The sequence below is a fragment of the Clostridium sp. CM038 genome (assembly GCF_055081105.1).
This window is the reverse complement of record NZ_CM143651.1, coordinates 3193212-3212005: the sequence shown is the minus strand read 5'-3', so window position 1 is coordinate 3212005 and position 18794 is coordinate 3193212. Positions and strand designations below refer to the sequence as shown.

Sequence of the window (18794 nt, the reverse complement as noted above, 5' to 3'; positions counted from 1 at the left end):
TGAGGTCTATTTTTTTTTGCCTTTAGCATGTGTAAAAAATATACAGATCGCAGGTAATGATTTAAGCACATGGAAAAGATGATTTAATTTGAAAATCTGTGTCAATTTATTTCTACAAGAATAGTATATATTAGAACCAAAGAAAAAGATTTTAAAAGGTAAAACAACAATAAGGAGGCAAGTAAATGGATATGAATAGCTTATTAAGTGGCTTGAGTAGTGGCAAAGGAAATTTAGGCGGTGGCAACTGTGGCATCGGAGGTGGCAACTGTAACAACAGAGGAGACTGTGACTGTGGACGCGGCTTTGGTGGCGGATGTGGCGGATTCGGCGGCGGAAGAAGCTCAATAATTTGGATCATTATTCTATTATGCTTATGCGGAGGATGGGGTCAAGGACAAGAGAGTGGAACTGTCTGCGGATGCGATCCTAAACACTGCAAGGAACTTTGCAGATGTGGCTCAAGTAGTAGAGGTGGATTTGGCGGATTTGGTGGATTTGGTGGCGGATGTGGCGGATTCGGCGGCGGCGGTGCATGTTGCTGGATAATAATCTTAATTCTTATATTCGCATGTGGTGGCAATAATGGTAGACAAGGCAGAGGATGCACAAATAATTTTATAAATCTAGATAACTGTGATGAAGATTGTTAGATAAATAATTGTAATTGCACAAATAGATAAATTAAAATATTAATTAACTTGAGTTAAAATAAATAGTGCATTAAAACATGGCCCAGGAAGGGGAGTTTTATATGTCAAAAAGAAGACGTCGTGTAAGAAGATGTTGTGATAGAACATCAGAATGTGGATGTAGAAATGGAAATCAGTTTTCAAGTATATGTACAAATCCATGTTGTGCGTTAATACTCTTAATTATACTTCAAAGAACATGTCTACTTGAAAACAAAAATGCTTTCTTGCTAATATTGATATTCATAGTTTGTTGTTGTTGTAAAGGTAGAAATGTTGAAACACCAGCGAGAGGATGTTGTTGTTAATTCTAAAAATCAGGGAGAGCTTATGCTCTCCCATTTATAAATGAGGTGATAAATATGTCAAAACATCATAAACATGATAGAAATAATATGAATAATGAAAATAATAATAATAATGCAAATAATAACAATGACAGTAATAATAACGGTAACAATAATAATAACAACGGCAACAATAATAACAATAACAATTCTGGCAATAACCCATTAGCACAAATGATTAATGGAAATTCTGCAAATCCTTTGATGGGATTATTAACTAGCTTTCTTGGAGGAAATAATGGCGGGGGCAATAATATGCTTGAAGGGTTAATTTCTGGGTTAGGTGGCCAAGACAATAATATGCTAGGAAATTTAATTGGCAGTTTAGGCGGACAAGACAATAATATGTTAGGAAATTTGATGGACAGTTTAGGAGGGCAAGGTAATAACATGCGAGGCAACTCAGCGGATAGTTATTCAGGAAATGTAAATTCAACATCGAATTCAGCAAAAAATAATAATAATAATCAAAATGGTAATAATAATCAAAATAATCAAAATAAAAATAATAAAAATAATAATAGTAATAATAGTAATAATAGTAATCGTAATAATGGTAATAGTAATAGTAATGAAAAAAACAATGATCTTAATGAGAATAATGATTTAGTAAATTCAAATGAAGATGGGCAAGATAACATGTTATCAAATATATTTTCAGGTATGGGTGGTATAGATTTAAGCGAAATTTCAAATATGCTATCTGGAATAGATTTAAATAATCTAGACTTAAACAATCCAAATCTTGATGATATTATGAATTCCATATCGAATAATGATTCTTTTGAAAGCAAAGACGTTGAATTTAAACATACGAGTCCTAAAGAAAGTACACATAGCATTTTACAATTCTTAGAGGATGAGGATAAGGAACAGCTTATTTTTATATTAGCTCATCTAGTAGATGATAAAAAAATTGAAGTGCTCAATAAAATCGTAGAGGAAAATGATACCTCAAGACATTAGAATTTCTACAAATAAATGTGTATTCTATATAAAAAATTTAAATATATTTTATAATGAATAAAACTCCGTAAAAAGGGTAATATTATAAATGTAATCGGAGTTGAAATCTCCATTAGCATAAAATAATTATTTTATGCGTAACCCCCCATCCCCCTTGGGACCGATAATACGGTCCCTTTTATAATTGTGTATATCTTAATAATATCGCTTTATTACTTAAGGGTTACAGAGCTGATCTTGAAGATAGAAACTTTATTCTCATTAGGCATAAGCTTTACAATTAGGTCTATAGTATAGTTTTTTGTTTCTTTTAAATCATTTGTATTAGTTCCTTTAAAATTTAATGTCCATAGAATTTCACTGGCATTACCGTCTTTGTCCCAATTATAATCTTTGAAAACAGCATCTTGAAAAGTAAAATGTATTTTTTGGCTTGATAAATCGCCTAATAGTGAAATATCATTACCATTTAAATAAGGTGCGAAAAGTTCTTTTGACATATTTAATTCTGATAATGGAAAGCTTTCCATCAGGTTTACAAAACCTAACATGGTGTTTTTACCCATATAATTATCGGCATAATTATAGTTAAAAGACTTTAAATTATTTTTAATGAAAATATAACTGACTAAGTTCATTTCACCATCTTTAATATTTCCAGATATAACTTTAGGAGTTTTATTATTTTTACTATCTATAAAACCTAAAATATTGTTTGTGCTGCAAAATATATCATCAAATTTTTCTCCGGTCCAAAGAAATACATGCTGAATAGCCTCATCCTTTACTGATGCTTGAGTAAATATTTCAGGTGTATTATTTCTAGATATGTCCATTAAAGTAAGTCGCATCGGCCACTGTGAATAATAATTTCCCACTGTGTTACTTTTTTTAGAAGGCTCTAGGTAATAACTTTTAGATTCTGAATTTATTTGGATATAATATTTATCTGCATCTGTTTTTATGTAGAGAATATCCTTATTCCCATCTGCTGTTAGATCAGCTTGCATCATTTTGTTTTCATTAACAACATTAAACGTACTTATTGAACATTTTCTGAAAAACAAAAAAAATGTAAGCATTATGGTAAAGGTAATAATTGCTAAAGTATAATAGACAATTTTCTTCTTAAAAAATAGTATCTGTAATTTCATATATTACACCCCCCTCTAAATTATATGTAACAATTGTATGTTTAATTAATTTATATTAAATAAATTTAAAAAAGATTCATATTTATTAATAAAGTGAGGTGAACTTATGAAAAAATCATTAAAAAATTTATGTTGCGTTCTTATAGTTTTAACTATGGTGTTTAGCTTTTCATCATGCAAAATGGATGAAAAAGAAAAAAAATTAAATATATTTTTAGACACAACTGATGAGTCTTCTTCAAAAGTAATTAAGCTTTTAATTGATGATTTTAAAAAGAACAACCCTGATGTTGAAGTAAAACTAAATGATGCACTAGGTGATAAAAGTGATATCATGGAGACCATTAATTTAGGAACAGAAATTGATGTGATTTTTACTAATAGGAATAAACTTATTGAACTTAGTAAAAATGGAGTTTTGAGTGATATGAAAGATTCTTATGATGATAATACTATAAATAATAGATACTATAATATTATGAGTTCTTATGGTAGAGTAGGAGATAAATACTATGGAATAGGGGTTGTGCCATATTCTATTGAGCTACTATATAATAAAGCGAATCTTGAGAAACTAAAAATATCTAACCCTAATAATTTAGAACAATGGTTAAATGTGCTAAAGCAAATTAATGGTAAGGGTATGAAAACTCCTGTAGTGTTAACGGGAGATGTAGATGCGAGTGGATTTCTATTTTCATTAATAGCTAGCAAGAGCATAAGTATTCATGACGTTGAGGAAAAATATGATAGTGGTGAGGAATCTTATAAAAAATTGAAAGATGTACAGGGAATATTTAAAGAATTTGATTCTTTAACAAAAAATAATGGAATTACTAAAGACTCTTTTGAATTAGGTAATGAACAAAATATTACGGGTTTTAATAATGGCGATTCTCCATTATTAGTATGTATTTCTTATTATAATTCTAAACTTAATGGAAGTAACATAGGCATAATAGGAGATTACGAGAATAATTCAAAGTATGGGTCTAATGGGCCTATTATAATTAATTCTTTATTAAGTGTTCCTGTAAATGCAAAGAATGGCGATAATGCCGATGCGTTTATTAAATATATTTACAGTGATGAGGTTCAAGCAAGAATTGTGCAGAAAGGAATTATAAGTGGAAATAAAATCGCAAATAATAAAGTCACAGGTATTGGTAAAATAATGGTTCAACATATATATAAAGCTAATGATAATAATATACCTATATTATATAATTTACCTGATAAACTCAAAAACAATGTACTTTTGGCTTTGAAAAAGATTTTAGGTGGTGGTTATAGCTCTAAAGAATGGGAAGAGTTATTAAAAGAAAGTTATAAATGATTTGGTAAATAAAGAAAGAAGTATGAATTGGATTTCATACTTCTTTCTTTATTTAATTATTTTGCAATTTTCACATAAACCATAAAAATATACTTTACTCTCTAAAACTTCATAGCTAGTATGCTGTTTTACATCTTCGCGTATATTTGAAAAACGTATGCCTTCTATGTCATCAACCCTGCCACAACTTATGCAATGTATGTGAGGATGTGAAGACACATTGCCATCATATCTAAAGTTACCCTCACCTACATTAAGTTCAATTATTAATTTAACTTCTATAAGAGTTTTCAATGCTTTATAAACCGTAGCTAAACTCATAGTAGGATACGTTGGTTGCAGAGCTTTGTAAATCACTTCTGCAGAAGGATGCTCTTTTGTTGATTGCAAATATTTATAAACAGCAATCCGTTGAGGTGTAAGTTTTAATTTCTTCTCTTTAAAAATTGTTGTAATGTTATCCATATACACCATCCTATAATGTTATCAAATCTGTTGTAGGTTTTATTATATAATAAAAACTATTACTTGTCAAAAAAATAATATATTTAGAATTAATAGGAATTTCAAATTTTATTTTATTTTTAATTCATTTATAGGATAAGTAACATATATTAGTAATAGAGAAAGGGGGAGCTGACATTTTGAAAAAAACCTATGTACTAGATACAAATGTTATTTTGTATTCACCAAGCGCCATATTATCTTTTGAAGATAATGATGTAATAATACCTGAAGTGGTACTCGAGGAATTAGATAGTTTTAAGAAAGATAAAAGTGATTTAGGGGCTAATGCTAGATATGCGGCTAGACTTATTGATAAACTTAGGAAGCAGGGAAAACTAAATGAGGGTATTGATTTAACAAGTGGAGGAAGACTTAGAGTAGAGATGAATCATTATGATACCAAAATTCCTGATTCTTGGAATAAAGATAAAGCTGACAATAGAATATTGCAGGTATGTAAAGGGCTTAAAGAGCAAGGCGAGGATGTATGGTTAATAACCAAAGACATTTTCCAACGGATAAAGGCAGATGCCGTAGATATTAATGTAGAAGATTTTTATGAAAAATTTGTACCGGAATATGACAATCAGTATACAGGAAGAATAGAGGTATTTGTATCTCCAGAAAAGCTTCAGGAGTTTTTTAGTAAAAAAAAATTGGAAGTTGGTGCCTTACTTAAATATGATGAGGAAACAGAAGAATATACCACTCCATTTTTATACACAAATCAATTTTTAATAATTCATTCAATGGAAAATCCTAAACAAACAGCACTCGCTAGATATGATGGTAAAAATGTAGTACCTCTTTATAATAAGGAAAGTAAACCTTCAGGAGTTTCGCCAAGAAATGTAGGTCAGAAATTTATGCTGGAAGCTTTAAGCGCTGACTCAGTAAAAGCACCACTCGTAATTATAAAAGGACCTGCAGGAACAGCTAAAACATTATTTTCATTAGCGGTAGGACTTCAAAAAATATTACAGGATAGTAATGAACATTATAGAAGGATTTTAATCTGCAGACCCAATGTTACTATGGATGAGGAAATAGGGTTTTTACCGGGTACAGAACAAGAAAAAATATCACCATTCATGAGGCCGATATTTGATAATTTAGAGATACTTGTGGAATCTGATGAAAAAGAACGTTACAAAAATGAGAAGCAACTATTAGATAAAATAAATGACTTGTTTGATAGGAGAATTATAACTACTGAAGCTGTTGCTTATCTTAGAGGAAGGTCCATAGTTAAAAATTGGGTAATTATAGATGAGGCACAAAATTTGTCGCCAAAACAAGTTAAAGCAATAATAACTAGAGTTGGAGAGGGAACTAAGTTGATTCTTATAGGTGACCCAGAACAAATAGATCATCCTTTTCTTGATTCAAGGTCAAATGGTTTGTGTTATGCCTCTGAAAAAATGAAGGGTAGTGACTTGTGTTATCAAGTAACTTTGAAATATGATGAATGTGAGAGGTCGCCCCTAGCATACGAAGGCTCTAAAAAATTATAAAAATTTAATTCTATAGAAGAGAGTATAAAAATTTATACTCTCTTTTGTATTAATTTATCATATGATATTTATATTCACAAAAATTACATTTAAAAGATGTGTTAAAATATATAGTTTTATTGTATAATATGATAGTACATAATAAAGAAAAGGATGGGAAAGATGAAAAAAATAGAAAAATGTGGGAAGAGAAAAAAAAGAAGTCAAAGCACGCTTGTTTTATTTTTTATAATATTTGAATTAACTTTTACAGCTATTACAGGCCCATTTATGATTTATTATGGTCCGTTTAAAAATGTAAAGACTACAGTGGTAGGCGCAGCAATGACCACTCTTACATTACAATGGCTAGCAACATCATTTTTATCCGATGAAAAAATAAAAGAAATTATGAAGGACCAAGTAGTGGAAACTATAGCTCAAAATAACTCGGATGGCGTAAATGTAGAAAATAAAGATGATAATAGTATTGAAAGATATGATATTAAAGGGACAAAATATAAAGGGCATGTGTTAGTAATCAGTGACGCGACTAGATTAAAAGTAGGGTATAGTAGTAAGCTCAACCAGGAAGGGCAATTAAGGGAAGGGCAATTAACTAGTGATATTGCAAAAGATAATAATGCAATTGCAGCGGTTAATGGTGGCGCGTTTACAGATAAAGCTGGTGACACACTTTGGGCAGGAACGGGAGCAAATCCAACAGGAATTATAATGTCTAATGGAAAAGAAATTTTTAATGATATAAAAAATGAAAATGAAAAAACAGAGGTTGTAGCATTTACTAAATCGGGAAATTTATTAGTTGGAGCTCATTCAATTAAAGAAATGAAAGAGCTTGAAGTGATGGAAGCGGTATCTTTTGGTCCAGCACTTATAGTTAATGGACATAAAACTATAAATACGGGTGATGGGCGTCAGGGTATAGCACCTAGAACAGCTATTGGACAAAGAAAAGATGGAGCAATAATATTATTAGTTATCGATGGTAGACAGATAGGTAGTTTAGGTGCTAATTTAAGAGAGGTGCAAGATATATTGTATAATTATGGGGCTTATAATGCTACTAACTTAGATGGAGGTTCTTCTTCTACCTTGTTTTATGATGATGAAATTATAAACAATCCTAGTGATAGTTTAGGAGAAAGATCTATACCTTCAATTATTTATGTGGAGAGTAGGTAATGAAGTGAAATTTGAGCATAGTACATTTTAAATTAAAGGAGAAGAAACTATGAGCTGGAAGAAAAGAATAAGTATATGGATAATATTTTCATTATCCATGCAATGTTTAGGTTTATTTTATATAGATCATTATTTTTTAGCTACTGATTCAAAAATGGTTACGGAAAAAATTGTTGAAAATAAAAGCGATAAATTAAAAAATATTGATATTACATTGCCAGCAAACGTAGAAAATATATTAGCATCCTATGATGCTAAATATTTATGCTATTATGAGAATGAAGAATTAAAAATTGCTAACTGTAAGGATGGAAGCGTTAAAAATATAGAGGCGGAAGATGGAAGCAAAATTTCTTTTTATAAATGGCTTCCAGATAGAAATAGAATGCTTTTAGTAGAGAAAAGTGATGATGAGTCTAGTAATTTAGTATTGTATTCTTATGACGTAGCAAAAGGTGAAAAAGCGAAGATTAAAGATTTAGCCTGGACTGATACAAATGCTGAAGTAGAAGATACTCAATTATCAATTTTAACAGGATTTATTTACGTAAAAGTTTCAAGTAGTGGTGAGGGAAGCAGTATATATAGAATTACAAGAATGAAAGATATGACAAAAATTGATACAATACCAAAGAGTGTGAGTAATATGGCATTAGCGCGCCATGAAGATAATTTGGTGTACGAGGGATTAGTCTATAATAAAATGTATTCTACCACCCTTGAGGAACCTATAAATATTAAAGGCGTAGAAAAACTTACTTTAATAGGCACTGATGATGATGACAATGTGTATCTTGGAGAATTAAAAGATAATTTGGTAAGCAAAGTTTATTATGGTAAAACATCAGAAAACACTGAAAAGTGGAAGGTGATTGATTTACAAAAACCTTCTAAAAAAAATGATCTATTCGTTACATCTCTTGGTAAGGTCTATCAAAATGATGCAATGAAAGCTGTAATAAAAGATATTAGTTCTGGAACTGAAACTAGCTATAAAGGAGAATTATTGCAATTGTATACTAAGGGAATAGTATCATTGGTTAATAATAAAGAAGTATCTTTTGTTCTTTTTAAGTAGTCGATACTATGATGTTTTATTTAAGACCTTATCTTTTTAAGATAAGGTTTTTTCTATAATCTGAAGATATAAGTTAATTCATAAGGATATAGTTGTGGTGATATATTATTTTATTTTAAGAATATTCAATTCAAAATAACAATAAACTTTGTTATAATAGGATAGTAGACATCTTAAAAAATAACAAGTCAAAGATGCATTAGCAAGGTGAGTAGCGATTAACATTGCCTACCATGTAGGAGTATAAGGAGGAATAAATTTGGATACACAACAAATATTAAATAAGATTTTGATGATACCGGCAATTTTATTAGCATTTACTTTTCATGAGTATGCGCATGCTATCGTAGCAGATAGGTTAGGAGACAAAACTCCGCGATTTCAAGGGAGACTTACGCTGAATCCAATCGCACATATAGATCCAATGGGATTTCTTATGATTATATTAGTAGGGTTTGGTTGGGCAAAGCCTGTTCAGACAAATCCTAGTGCATTTAAAAATTATTATAAGGATGATTTGAAAGTTTCAGTTGCAGGCCCAATTGCTAATCTAATTCTAGGGTTTGTATTTGCAATTCTTACTGTGTTATTTTCGAAATTTCCACCAATTCATGGTGGATTATATACTATTATTAGCCAAATTTTAATAATTACAGGGTACCTAAATTGTATTTTGTTTTTTCTTAATTTAGTGCCAATACCGGGATTTGATGGATCTCATATAGTTAGGGATTTGTTCCCAAAGTTTTTTTACAATTTACCAGATACAATTTATAGGTATCAATTCTTAATATTTATGGTGTTAATATTGCCTATATTACCTGGTGGACAATCAATTTTTACTTATATCGTGCAAGCGCCAGGGTTATGGTTATTTAAACAATTTTTAAATATTGCAGGGATGTTTTAATATTAATATAAAGCTAAGAAAATCATATAGTGATTTTTTATTATTTAGAATGTAAGGAGAAAAATATATGCGCTTAAGAAAAAAATATTGGGCTAGGCCAGAGCTGGAAACTAGTCATATTGTAATAACTCACCAATATGATCACAAAGGAAAATGGAATGAAGAGTTTAAAAATAACAATGCAATTCATCTAGAACTAGGTTGCGGTAAAGGTAGATTTATATCAGAAAAGTCCAGGAGAGATCTCGATATCAATTTTGTAGGCATTGATTTAAAAGATGAGGTTCTGGTATTTGCCCTTAGAAAAGTTATAGAAGTAAGAGAAGTTGAAGGGGAACAAGACATAAATGTACGTCTTATGCCAATGAACATTATGCTTATTGATGATGTGTTTGCAAAAGATGAGATAAGCAGAATTTATATAAATTTTTGTAATCCTTGGCCAAAAGACAGACATAATAAAAGAAGATTAACTCATACTAAGTTCTTGACGAGCTATAAGAAATTCTTAAAACCGGAATCTGAAGTTTGGTTCAAAACAGATGATACAGAGTTATTCGAAGAATCAGTAGATTATTTCAAAGAGTGTGGGTTTGAAATATTATTTTCAGCCTATGATTTGCATAAGAGTGATTTTAAAGATAACGTAGTTACAGAATATGAAGCTAAATTCACAGAAATAGGCAAACAAGCTATGTTTCTACAGGCAAAATTAATTTAGCGAATTAATGCATCTCCTGTGGAACTGTTGCAGCTTCGCAGGAGATAACTTATAACCATATGAGGCTTAAGCATTTTAGATTCTTATTTATTGACAGGATTAACATAATGCTATAAACTTAATTACATAGAAATGTATTAAATTGAAAATTTTAAAAATGAAAATTATGAATTATATTAGTTAAAAATGAATAGATTTGTTTAGGTGCCTTTTATTAATCAGCCACTAAAGTGGATGCAGCTACTTTAGTATATGATTAGTAAGGTGAAAAGGGAATGTGGTGTAATTCCACAGCAGCCCCCGCTACTGTAATTGAGAGAAAATCTTATATAACTACCTGAAAGGGAAAGTGATAAGAGAAAGTGTATCAAGAGCCAGGAGACCTGCCTAAATTAGTAATATTAAGCTTTCGGCGGGAAAGAACTGTAGAATTCAAGTTAGTGCAATGAAAAATTTGTACATAACAGCAGGTGCGCAAGCTTGCTGTTTTTTTGTTGTGTGCCAAATAAGAATACAAGCAGGAAGAAAGGAGAAATAGTAATGGCTAAAGTAATGGTTCAAGGAACCGCTTCATCAGTAGGAAAAAGCATATTAGTAACAGCACTTTGCAGAATTTTTGTGCAAGATGGGTTTTCAGTATGTCCTTTTAAGTCACAGAATATGTCATTGAATTCTTATATTACATTGGATGGAAAAGAAATGGGACGTGCGCAGGTGCTTCAAGCCTATGCCGCAGGATTGGAGCCAGAGGTATATATGAATCCGATTTTATTAAAACCTACCTCGGATAAAAAGTGCCAAATTATCGTTAATGGAAAGGTTTTTGGGAATAGTACAGCTATGGAATATCATAATATGAAATTGGAATTCAAAGACATGTTAAAAAAGCAGTTTGAAGAATTAGAGAAGAAGTTTGATATTATAGTAATGGAAGGAGCAGGTAGCCCAGCAGAAATTAATTTAAGAGATAGAGATATAGTGAATATGGGAATGGCGGAACTTATAGATGCACCTGTGATACTCGCAGGAGATATAGATAAGGGTGGAGTATTTGCGTCACTAGCAGGGACTTTGCTTTTGCTTAATGAGGCCGAGAAAAAAAGAGTTAAAGCCACTATTATTAATAAGTTTAGAGGAGATTTAGAAATCTTAAAGCCAGGACTTACAATGCTTGAGGATATTATACATATTCCATGTGCAGGAGTAGTTCCTTATTTTAGATTGGAACTCGAAGATGAAGATGGTGCAGTAGAATTTAACAAAAAAATTACTGCACCTATTGATATTGCTGTAATAAAGCTTCCACATATATCGAATTTTACGGATTTAGACGCATTAAAGGCTGAAGAAGATGTATCAGTTAGATTTGTTACAACTAAAGGAGAATTGGGCACACCAGACCTCCTTATCATACCGGGAACAAAAAATACTATTGATGATTTAATTTCTTTAAGAAATTCGGGACTTGCAGAAGCGGTTCAGCAATATAGTGTACAAGGTAACGTATTAGGCATTTGTGGAGGCTATCAAATGTTAGGAAATAGCTTAAGTGACCCTAATGGCTTAGAGGGAAATTCAAAAGAAACAGAGGGTATGAAGCTTTTAGACGTAGACACAATATTTGAAGATGAGAAAATAACTACAAGAGTAAAGGCTCGTAGCATTAACATTAGGGATACTAGTATAGAAACTTATGGTTACGAAATACATATGGGAATTTGTAAATATGGTCATAATGCAAAACCACTTTTTGAAATCTATGATAAGAATGGTTCTGATACGTCATCCTTCGATGGAGCAATAAATGCAGGTGGAAATGTTATGGGTACATATATTCATGGAGTTTTTGATGGAGTAGAGTTTAGAGAACATATGATTAATACTTTAAGGGTAAAAAAAGCTATGGAACCTAAAAAATCTAAGGTTTATGAAAATCTAAGAGAAAAAGAATTAGACAAGCTAGCAGATATAGTTAGAGATAATGTAGATATGGATTCAATCTATAAAATCATAGGAATAAAAAGAAAAAGTTAGGGACAGTTAACAACTATTTAAAAAATTATAACAGTATAAGATAGTGAGGAATTAAAATGGCAATACTATTTCAGACGAACATAATAGATTTAATTTTAGCGGTAATGTTAGACTTATTAATTGGAGATCCATATTGGTTTAAACATCCGGTGATTTATATAGGAAAGCTTATTTCTAAATTAGATAAGTTAGGCAGAACGATATGTAAAACTAATGGTCAAATTAAAGTTTTTGGCGGAATTATTGTAGTTATAGTAGCACTTTCTAGTTTTTTAGTGCCTTTTATAATTTTGAGAATTTCTAATAAGTTTTTTTGGTTGTACCATATTCTCAATATAATATTGCTTTGGACGACAATAGCTGCTAGATGCCTTCATAAAGAAGGTAAGAAGGTTTATGATTCTTTAGTTAATAATGATATTTATGACGCAAGAGTTAAATTATCGTACCTTGTAGGGAGAGATACAAAAACCCTTACTGAGTATGAAATAGTAAGAGCTGATGTGGAGACCATTGCAGAGAATACAGCAGATGGTGTTATAGCCCCTATTCTCTATGCATTATTAGGGGGAGCACCTTTAGCTATGATGTATAAGGGCATAAATACCATGGATTCAATGCTTGGATATATGAATGAAAAATATAAATATATTGGTTTCTTTCCAGCTAAAACAGACGATGTATTTAATTTTATACCAGCAAGAATAACAGGATTTTTAATCTGTTTGGCATCACCACTTGTTCGAGGAAATATTGCTTGCAGTATAAAAGTGATGATAAGAGATAGAAAAAATCATAAAAGTCCTAATTGTGCTTATCCAGAAGGAGCAGCAGCGGGGGCTATGGGAGTTAGACTAGGTGGTACGAATGAATATTTTGGAGAAAAAATGTATAAACCAACAATAGGAAACAAAATAAACGATTTGGGGAAAGAACATATAATAGATACAATAAAATTAATGTATGGGGCAATGTTTTATTTAATAATAATATGCATGTTATATGAAATATGCGTATATATGAAATATTAGTAATAGTGATGTATTTTTGGAGATGATATAATGATACAACTTATAGGGCTAAAGCATGATGTGAAAATAGAAATTAGAGAAAAACTCTCAATTATACCAAAACGCCAAGGAAAGTGCTTAGAGGAACTTTTAAATATTTGCGAAGAGGCAGTTATTTTAAGTACCTGCAACAGGACAGAGATATATTTTAAATCTAAGGATGAAGAGATTGTTGATAAGATTTTTAAGGCATTAAATTGGGATAGGTCTTTAATAAAGTGTGTAGAAAATTATAAGGAAGAAAAAGCAATACAACATTTAATGGATGTGGTCTGTGGGTTTGATTCACTATTACTTGGAGAGGACCAAATTTTAGGGCAAGTTAGGGATGCTTATGAAGCTGCAAAAGGTTCAAAATCAACTAAAAAGGAACTTCAAAGACTTTTTGAAAATGCTATCGCTTGTGGCAAGAAGTTTAGAAATAAATCTAAAATAAGTGAGATACCGGTTTCTTCATCTTCTATGGTAGTTAAAGAAGCAATAGATAGGGGACACAAAAATTTTATGATTTTAGGCTATGGAGCGGTAGGAGAATTAACTTCAAAATATATACTAGAGGGAAAAATAAATTTACTATATATTGCAGTTAGGGATATTCATAAGGCTAATATAGAAGATCCGAGGGTGAAAATGATACCGTTTAACGACATACATAAATATTATGAAAAGGTGGATTGTGTTATATCTTGTACAACGGCCCCTCACACTGTGGTTCACTTAAAGGAGTTACCGAGCAAACATTTATTATTATTTGATTTAGCTGTACCAAGGGACATTGAAGAAATAGTAAGTGAAAACCCCTTATATGAAGTGTATGACATAGATATGTTAGGCGATATCCATGATGCCAACTACAAAAGACGTGAAGCCTCTATGAGGGATAATAGATACATTGTGGATGAAGCTATAAAAGAGTATATAGAGTGGAAAACCATGGAAGAGTTATCGCCTTTTATAAAAAAATTAAAACACAATGGTGAAGGTGTTTACAAAGAAAGACTAGAGACTTTTAAGCACAAGAAAGAGACTAAGGATAATGAAAAATTAGCAGAGATACTTTTGAAGAGTACTTCAAATGCCTATGTAAACAAAGCTATAGAGGTGTTAAAGGAGGAACATTTGAAGGGGAGGTCTAAGGAATGCGTGGACATAATAAGCAGGATTTTTCAGGTTTAAATTATACCATGATTTCACTGCTATCAGATAAGATTAATATACTTATAGTTGGTGGGGGAGAGGCAGCTCTTATAAAATGTAAAACTTTCTCAAAGGAAGGTTGTAATATTACCGTAGTATCAAAAGAGTTTTGCCTAGAATTTTACACACTACAAAATATTTATAACCTAAAATTAATAAAGGGTGAATATGATGAAAGATATGTGGATCAGAATCATATTGTAATTATTGCTACAGATAATATAGAGACAAATGATGGTATAAAAGAATACTGCGATAGAAAAAGTAAACTATATGTACACTGCGGGGATTATAAACAAGGGTTATTTGTAACACCAGTTCAAAGAAGTACACCCAATATGAAATTTGCATTACATACTAAAAACGGTAGCCCTAAAACAACACTTTTCATGTCGAAAGTCATAGAAGATAAAATTTGTGAGTATGAAGGTTTTATAAATTATACATGTAGCATGAGAACTATGGTAAAGAAGAGTGAAGTAAAAAAGGAAATTATGAATTTTGTATGTAGTGAAGATTTCCACTTTTTTTATACTAAGGGAGTGCAAAATACTATTTTACAAATGTTTTATGAAGCTGAATTTGGGATAGTTGAGAATTGAAAGTTAAAGTTAAAGGAGGAATAAATTTTGAAAATTAATATAGGAACTAGGAGAAGTGAACTTGCACAAGTACAAGCAAATACAGTTATAGCTATGATTAAAGAAAAGTTTAATATTGACTCTGAAAAGGTACTTATTGAGACTAAGGGAGATAGAATTTTAAATGTAACTTTAGATAAAATAGGAGGTAAGGGTCTTTTTGTAAAGGAAATAGAGGTTGCAATGCTGGAGCAAAAAGTTGATATGGCAGTACATAGTATGAAGGATGTACCCTACGACATACCAGAGGAGTTTGAAATAGTGGCTATTCCAGTTAGAGAAGATGTTAGAGATGCATTTGTTGCATTTAACAACGTTAGCTTTTATGACTTACCTAAGGGTGCAAGAATAGGTACTAGTAGTATTAGACGTGGCGCTCAAATTAAGACACTAAGACCGGATGTAGAAATTATACCTATAAGAGGTAATGTACAGACTAGAATAGCAAAAATAGAAAAGGAAAACCTAGATGGCATAATCCTTGCAGCTGCAGGACTAAAAAGGCTAGGTATGGAAAATATAATTACCAACTATTTTGAACCAACGGAAGTTGTACCAGCAATAGCCCAAGGTGCATTAGGTATTGAAATGGTTAAAAGCCATCCACAAGTATCTATGATTAGAAAATTAGATTGCTACGATGCTAGAATTTGCGTAGACGCAGAAAGAAGCTTTATGGCGACCCTTAATGGAGATTGTCATGGTTGTATAGGAGCATATGCTTATTTTGAAGGAGAAACTATGCACATGCTTGGTGTGTTTGACGTTGATGGGAAAATAGTAAAAAAACAACTTTCAGGAGATAAAAATGAATATATAAAGCTAGGTGCTGATCTAGCTAAAAAAATATTAGAAGATAATTAATCATATAAAAAAGTAGAAAGGGGATACTAATGGGAAAGGTTTATTTAATGGGAGTCGGTCCAGGAGATGAGGAACTAATAACCCTAAAAGCAATAAGAATGCTAGAAAAATGTACTGCAGTTATGTATGATAGGTTAGCAAGTACTAGTATACTTAAATATTTAAAAGCGGATTGTGAAATATACTATTGTGGAAAAGAACCAGGCTGTCATTATAAAACTCAGGAAGAGATAAATGTAATGCTAGTAACACTGGCTAAAAAAGGACATGTAGTTGGAAGAATTAAGGGCGGAGATCCATTTGTATTTGGACGTGGCGGCGAGGAAGCTTTAGCACTTCTTGAAGAGAACATTGAATTTGAAGTTATACCAGGAATAACTTCACCAATATCAGTGCTCAATTATGCTGGGATACCTATCACTCATAGAGGGATAGCTCAAAGTTTCCATATATTCACTGCAATGACCGCAGAAAAGCTTAATATTGATTGGAATGCGGTAGCAAGACTTGGCGGAACTTTGGTTTTTATGATGGGCTTTAAAAATCTAGAAAAGATTGCAGGAAATCTTATATCCAATGGAAAAAGTAAAGATACTCTCTGCGCGGTAATAATGAGAGGAACTACATCAAAACAGAAGAAGGTAGTGGGAACGCTAGAAGATATTTTATGTAAGGTGCAAAAATCAGAAATATCTTCTCCTTGCATTATCGTAGTGGGGGAAGTAATTAAATTTAATGATGAATTCAATTGGTACGAGAAGAAACCTTTATTCGGGAAGAACATCTGTATAACTCGTTCCAAAGAGCAATCAAAGGAATTAAGAGAAAAATTAATAGATTTAGGTGCAGAAGTACTTGAGATAAATTCCATTGAATTTAAAAACACCTCATATAATTTAGATGATTATAAAACAAAGCTTGCGGGTTATGATTTTTTAACTTTAACCAGTGTAAATGGAGTGAATATTTTTTTCGATTACTTAAAGGATATTGAATTTGATATTAGGAAGCTCAAAGCTAAAATTGCAGCCATAGGACCAGCCACTGCAAGCGCTCTTAAAAATAGAGGGATTATGGCAGCAATAGTTGCAGATCATTTTGTTGCTGAAAGTTTGTTTGAGAAAATGAAGACATACGTAAAAGCGGAAGATAAAATATTAGTTCCTCGATCTAAAGATGCAAGACCTTATTTGGTAGAAGAATTAAGAAGTACTGGCTGCAGCGTGGATGAAGTTTTCACATATGAAACGGTTTGTGGTAAATTAAGATATGAAAATGAAATAAAAGATGTAGATTTGATAGTATTTACTTCACCGTCGACTGTTAAAAATATGATTACAATGGTAGGTATTGAAGTTATAAAATCGAAAACGGCACTGGCTATAGGACCTATAACTGCAAAGGAACTTTCAGGTAATGGTATAGAAGCTATTATATGTGATGAATATAGTGCAGAAGGGGTTATAAGCAAGCTTGTAAAAATATAATGTTAATTTAGAGAAAATTTACAGCTTCGCAGGTGATGATTTAATAACAATTTGTGGATAAAATGATAATTTATTTAATTAGGAGTGGATAACTGTGTTCAAAAGGAATAGAAGATTAAGAGAAACAAGTAACATAAGAGATTTAGTAAGAGAAACGATATTAACACCATCAGATTTTATATTTCCTATTTTTGTAGTAGAAGGTGAAAATATTAAAGAAGAAATATCTTCAATGCCAGGAAATTATCATTTTTCATTAGATAGACTTCATGAAATTATTGGAGAAGTTGAAGAAGTGGGCGTACGTGGAGTAATTTTATTCGGATTACCAGATCATAAAGATGAAGTTGGTTGTGGGGCCTTTGATAAAAATGGTATTGTTCAAAGAGCAGTTAAAAAGGTACGGGAGATATCAAAAAAATTAGTTATAATAACAGATGTATGTATGTGTCAATATACTAGTCATGGACACTGTGGAATATTAGAAAACGAGAAAGTAGATAACGATAAGAGTTTAAAATATATGGCAGAAATAGCATTATCTCATGCTGTAGCTGGAGCGGACATGATAGCACCATCTGACATGATGGATGGTCACGTAGCTGCAATAAGAGGAATTTTAGACGGAAATGGATTTAAAGATGTATCAATAATGGCTTATAGTGCAAAATACTCGTCAGCGTTTTATGGCCCTTTTAGAGAAGCGGCTAACTCAACGCCACAGTCTGGGGATAGAAAAACTTATCAAATGGATCCAGCAAATATCAGAGAAGCTATGAGAGAAATAGAATGCGATATTGAAGAGGGCGCAGATATTGTAATGGTAAAACCAGCATTATCATATTTAGATGTAATAAGATGGGCTCGTGATAGACATGATGTGCCAATAGCAGCTTATAGTGTTAGTGGAGAATTTGCTATGGTAAAAGCAGCTGCAAAAATGGGATTAATTGATGAAAAAGCTGTAGCTATGGAAATGCATATGTCTATGAAAAGAGCAGGAGCGGATATGATAATCACTTATTATGCACTTGATTTATGTAGATGGATTAAGGGATAGTTAGAAATTAAATATTTAGAAAAGAGGAAAT

At 31.5% G+C, this 18794-nt stretch carries 18 protein-coding genes and 1 riboswitch; of the genes, 16 read left to right on the top strand and 2 right to left on the bottom strand.

Annotation, left to right across the window (positions count from 1 at the left end):
* The first annotated feature begins 185 nt into the window (after positions 1-185).
* From ACWJKS_RS14735 to ACWJKS_RS14725, 3 genes are all read left to right on the top strand, one after another.
* Positions 186-653 (top strand): hypothetical protein, encoded by a 468-nt coding sequence (locus tag ACWJKS_RS14735; RefSeq protein ID WP_253198077.1) that lies wholly within the window; start codon positions 186-188, stop codon positions 651-653.
* 101 nt (positions 654-754) lie between these two features.
* Positions 755-1000: a hypothetical protein gene (locus ACWJKS_RS14730; RefSeq protein ID WP_165412004.1), complete on the top strand. Its 246-nt coding sequence runs from the start codon at positions 755-757 to the stop codon at positions 998-1000.
* A gap of 54 nt (positions 1001-1054) precedes the next feature.
* Positions 1055-2005 (top strand): hypothetical protein, encoded by a 951-nt coding sequence (locus ACWJKS_RS14725; RefSeq protein ID WP_462959862.1) that lies wholly within the window; start codon positions 1055-1057, stop codon positions 2003-2005.
* A 212-nt stretch (positions 2006-2217) separates the two neighbouring features.
* Here ACWJKS_RS14725 and ACWJKS_RS14720 read toward each other — a convergent pair whose 3' ends face one another.
* On the bottom strand, positions 2218-3159 hold the full coding sequence (locus tag ACWJKS_RS14720) for a VCBS repeat-containing protein (protein WP_462959861.1): 942 nt from the start codon (positions 3157-3159) through the stop codon (positions 2218-2220).
* 106 nt (positions 3160-3265) lie between these two features.
* Between ACWJKS_RS14720 and ACWJKS_RS14715 the strand changes: the two genes are divergently transcribed.
* Positions 3266-4495, top strand: a complete 1230-nt coding sequence (locus ACWJKS_RS14715) for an ABC transporter substrate-binding protein (protein WP_216301923.1) — start codon at positions 3266-3268, stop codon at positions 4493-4495.
* A 48-nt stretch (positions 4496-4543) separates the two neighbouring features.
* On the opposite strand, the gene perR is transcribed toward ACWJKS_RS14715, so the two are convergent.
* Positions 4544-4960 carry a transcriptional regulator PerR gene (gene perR, locus ACWJKS_RS14710; RefSeq protein WP_165411623.1) on the bottom strand — a complete coding sequence of 139 codons (417 nt, stop codon included), beginning with the start codon at positions 4958-4960 and terminating at the stop codon, positions 4544-4546.
* Between the two features lie 179 nt (positions 4961-5139).
* Between perR and ACWJKS_RS14705 the strand changes: the two genes are divergently transcribed.
* The 12 genes from ACWJKS_RS14705 (at position 5140) to hemB (ending at position 18763) form a co-directional block, all read left to right on the top strand.
* Positions 5140-6516, top strand: coding sequence for a PhoH family protein (locus ACWJKS_RS14705; RefSeq protein WP_462959860.1), 1377 nt, complete (start codon positions 5140-5142; stop codon positions 6514-6516).
* 162 nt (positions 6517-6678) lie between these two features.
* Positions 6679-7701 carry a phosphodiester glycosidase family protein gene (locus tag ACWJKS_RS14700; protein ID WP_462959859.1) on the top strand — a complete coding sequence of 341 codons (1023 nt, stop codon included), beginning with the start codon at positions 6679-6681 and terminating at the stop codon, positions 7699-7701.
* Positions 7702-7750: 49 nt separating this feature from the next.
* The gene (locus ACWJKS_RS14695) at positions 7751-8779 is read left to right on the top strand and encodes a hypothetical protein (protein WP_462959858.1); all 1029 of its coding nucleotides are present in this window, start codon (positions 7751-7753) and stop codon (positions 8777-8779) included.
* A 292-nt stretch (positions 8780-9071) separates the two neighbouring features.
* Positions 9072-9689, top strand: a complete 618-nt coding sequence (locus ACWJKS_RS14690) for a site-2 protease family protein (protein ID WP_462961083.1) — start codon at positions 9072-9074, stop codon at positions 9687-9689.
* Positions 9690-9756: 67 nt separating this feature from the next.
* A complete protein-coding gene (trmB, locus tag ACWJKS_RS14685; RefSeq protein ID WP_462959857.1) occupies positions 9757-10410 on the top strand; it encodes a tRNA (guanosine(46)-N7)-methyltransferase TrmB in 654 nt (217 codons plus the stop codon).
* Between the two features lie 190 nt (positions 10411-10600).
* Positions 10601-10815, top strand: a riboswitch (cobalamin riboswitch).
* Between the two features lie 135 nt (positions 10816-10950).
* Positions 10951-12444: a cobyric acid synthase gene (locus ACWJKS_RS14680; protein WP_216301928.1), complete on the top strand. Its 1494-nt coding sequence runs from the start codon at positions 10951-10953 to the stop codon at positions 12442-12444.
* Positions 12445-12524: 80 nt separating this feature from the next.
* The gene (cbiB, locus tag ACWJKS_RS14675) at positions 12525-13475 is read left to right on the top strand and encodes an adenosylcobinamide-phosphate synthase CbiB (RefSeq protein ID WP_216302036.1); all 951 of its coding nucleotides are present in this window, start codon (positions 12525-12527) and stop codon (positions 13473-13475) included.
* Positions 13476-13505: 30 nt separating this feature from the next.
* A complete protein-coding gene (gene hemA, locus ACWJKS_RS14670) occupies positions 13506-14690 on the top strand; it encodes a glutamyl-tRNA reductase (RefSeq protein WP_220286079.1) in 1185 nt (394 codons plus the stop codon).
* Complete coding sequence (locus ACWJKS_RS14665) at positions 14654-15313, top strand: NAD(P)-dependent oxidoreductase (RefSeq protein ID WP_462959856.1); 660 nt, start codon at positions 14654-14656, stop codon at positions 15311-15313. The genes hemA and ACWJKS_RS14665 overlap by 37 nt, the downstream gene beginning before the upstream one ends.
* 27 nt (positions 15314-15340) lie before the next feature.
* Positions 15341-16216 (top strand): hydroxymethylbilane synthase, encoded by an 876-nt coding sequence (gene hemC / locus ACWJKS_RS14660; RefSeq protein ID WP_462959855.1) that lies wholly within the window; start codon positions 15341-15343, stop codon positions 16214-16216.
* 29 nt (positions 16217-16245) lie between these two features.
* On the top strand, positions 16246-17703 hold the full coding sequence (cobA, locus tag ACWJKS_RS14655) for a uroporphyrinogen-III C-methyltransferase (protein ID WP_462959854.1): 1458 nt from the start codon (positions 16246-16248) through the stop codon (positions 17701-17703).
* 94 nt (positions 17704-17797) lie between these two features.
* Entirely contained in the window at positions 17798-18763 is a 966-nt protein-coding gene (gene hemB / locus ACWJKS_RS14650; protein WP_462959853.1) for a porphobilinogen synthase, read from the top strand.
* Positions 18764-18794 lie beyond the last annotated feature (31 nt).

What these genes read in the sequence shown, in the direction of transcription:
- ACWJKS_RS14720 (WP_462959861.1), bottom strand. Translation starts at nt 3,159, where the DNA reads ATGAAATTACAGATACTATTTTTTAAGAAGAAAATTGTCTATTATACT.
- ACWJKS_RS14680 (WP_216301928.1), top strand. Translation starts at nt 10,951, where the DNA reads ATGGCTAAAGTAATGGTTCAAGGAACCGCTTCATCAGTAGGAAAAAGC.
- cobA (WP_462959854.1), top strand. Translation starts at nt 16,246, where the DNA reads ATGGGAAAGGTTTATTTAATGGGAGTCGGTCCAGGAGATGAGGAACTA.
- ACWJKS_RS14715 (WP_216301923.1), top strand. Translation starts at nt 3,266, where the DNA reads ATGAAAAAATCATTAAAAAATTTATGTTGCGTTCTTATAGTTTTAACT.
- hemA (WP_220286079.1), top strand. Translation starts at nt 13,506, where the DNA reads ATGATACAACTTATAGGGCTAAAGCATGATGTGAAAATAGAAATTAGA.
- ACWJKS_RS14700 (WP_462959859.1), top strand. Translation starts at nt 6,679, where the DNA reads ATGAAAAAAATAGAAAAATGTGGGAAGAGAAAAAAAAGAAGTCAAAGC.
- ACWJKS_RS14725 (WP_462959862.1), top strand. Translation starts at nt 1,055, where the DNA reads ATGTCAAAACATCATAAACATGATAGAAATAATATGAATAATGAAAAT.
- ACWJKS_RS14730 (WP_165412004.1), top strand. Translation starts at nt 755, where the DNA reads ATGTCAAAAAGAAGACGTCGTGTAAGAAGATGTTGTGATAGAACATCA.
- ACWJKS_RS14695 (WP_462959858.1), top strand. Translation starts at nt 7,751, where the DNA reads ATGAGCTGGAAGAAAAGAATAAGTATATGGATAATATTTTCATTATCC.
- trmB (WP_462959857.1), top strand. Translation starts at nt 9,757, where the DNA reads ATGCGCTTAAGAAAAAAATATTGGGCTAGGCCAGAGCTGGAAACTAGT.
- ACWJKS_RS14665 (WP_462959856.1), top strand. Translation starts at nt 14,654, where the DNA reads ATGCGTGGACATAATAAGCAGGATTTTTCAGGTTTAAATTATACCATG.
- ACWJKS_RS14690 (WP_462961083.1), top strand. Translation starts at nt 9,072, where the DNA reads ATGATACCGGCAATTTTATTAGCATTTACTTTTCATGAGTATGCGCAT.
- perR (WP_165411623.1), bottom strand. Translation starts at nt 4,960, where the DNA reads ATGGATAACATTACAACAATTTTTAAAGAGAAGAAATTAAAACTTACA.
- ACWJKS_RS14735 (WP_253198077.1), top strand. Translation starts at nt 186, where the DNA reads ATGGATATGAATAGCTTATTAAGTGGCTTGAGTAGTGGCAAAGGAAAT.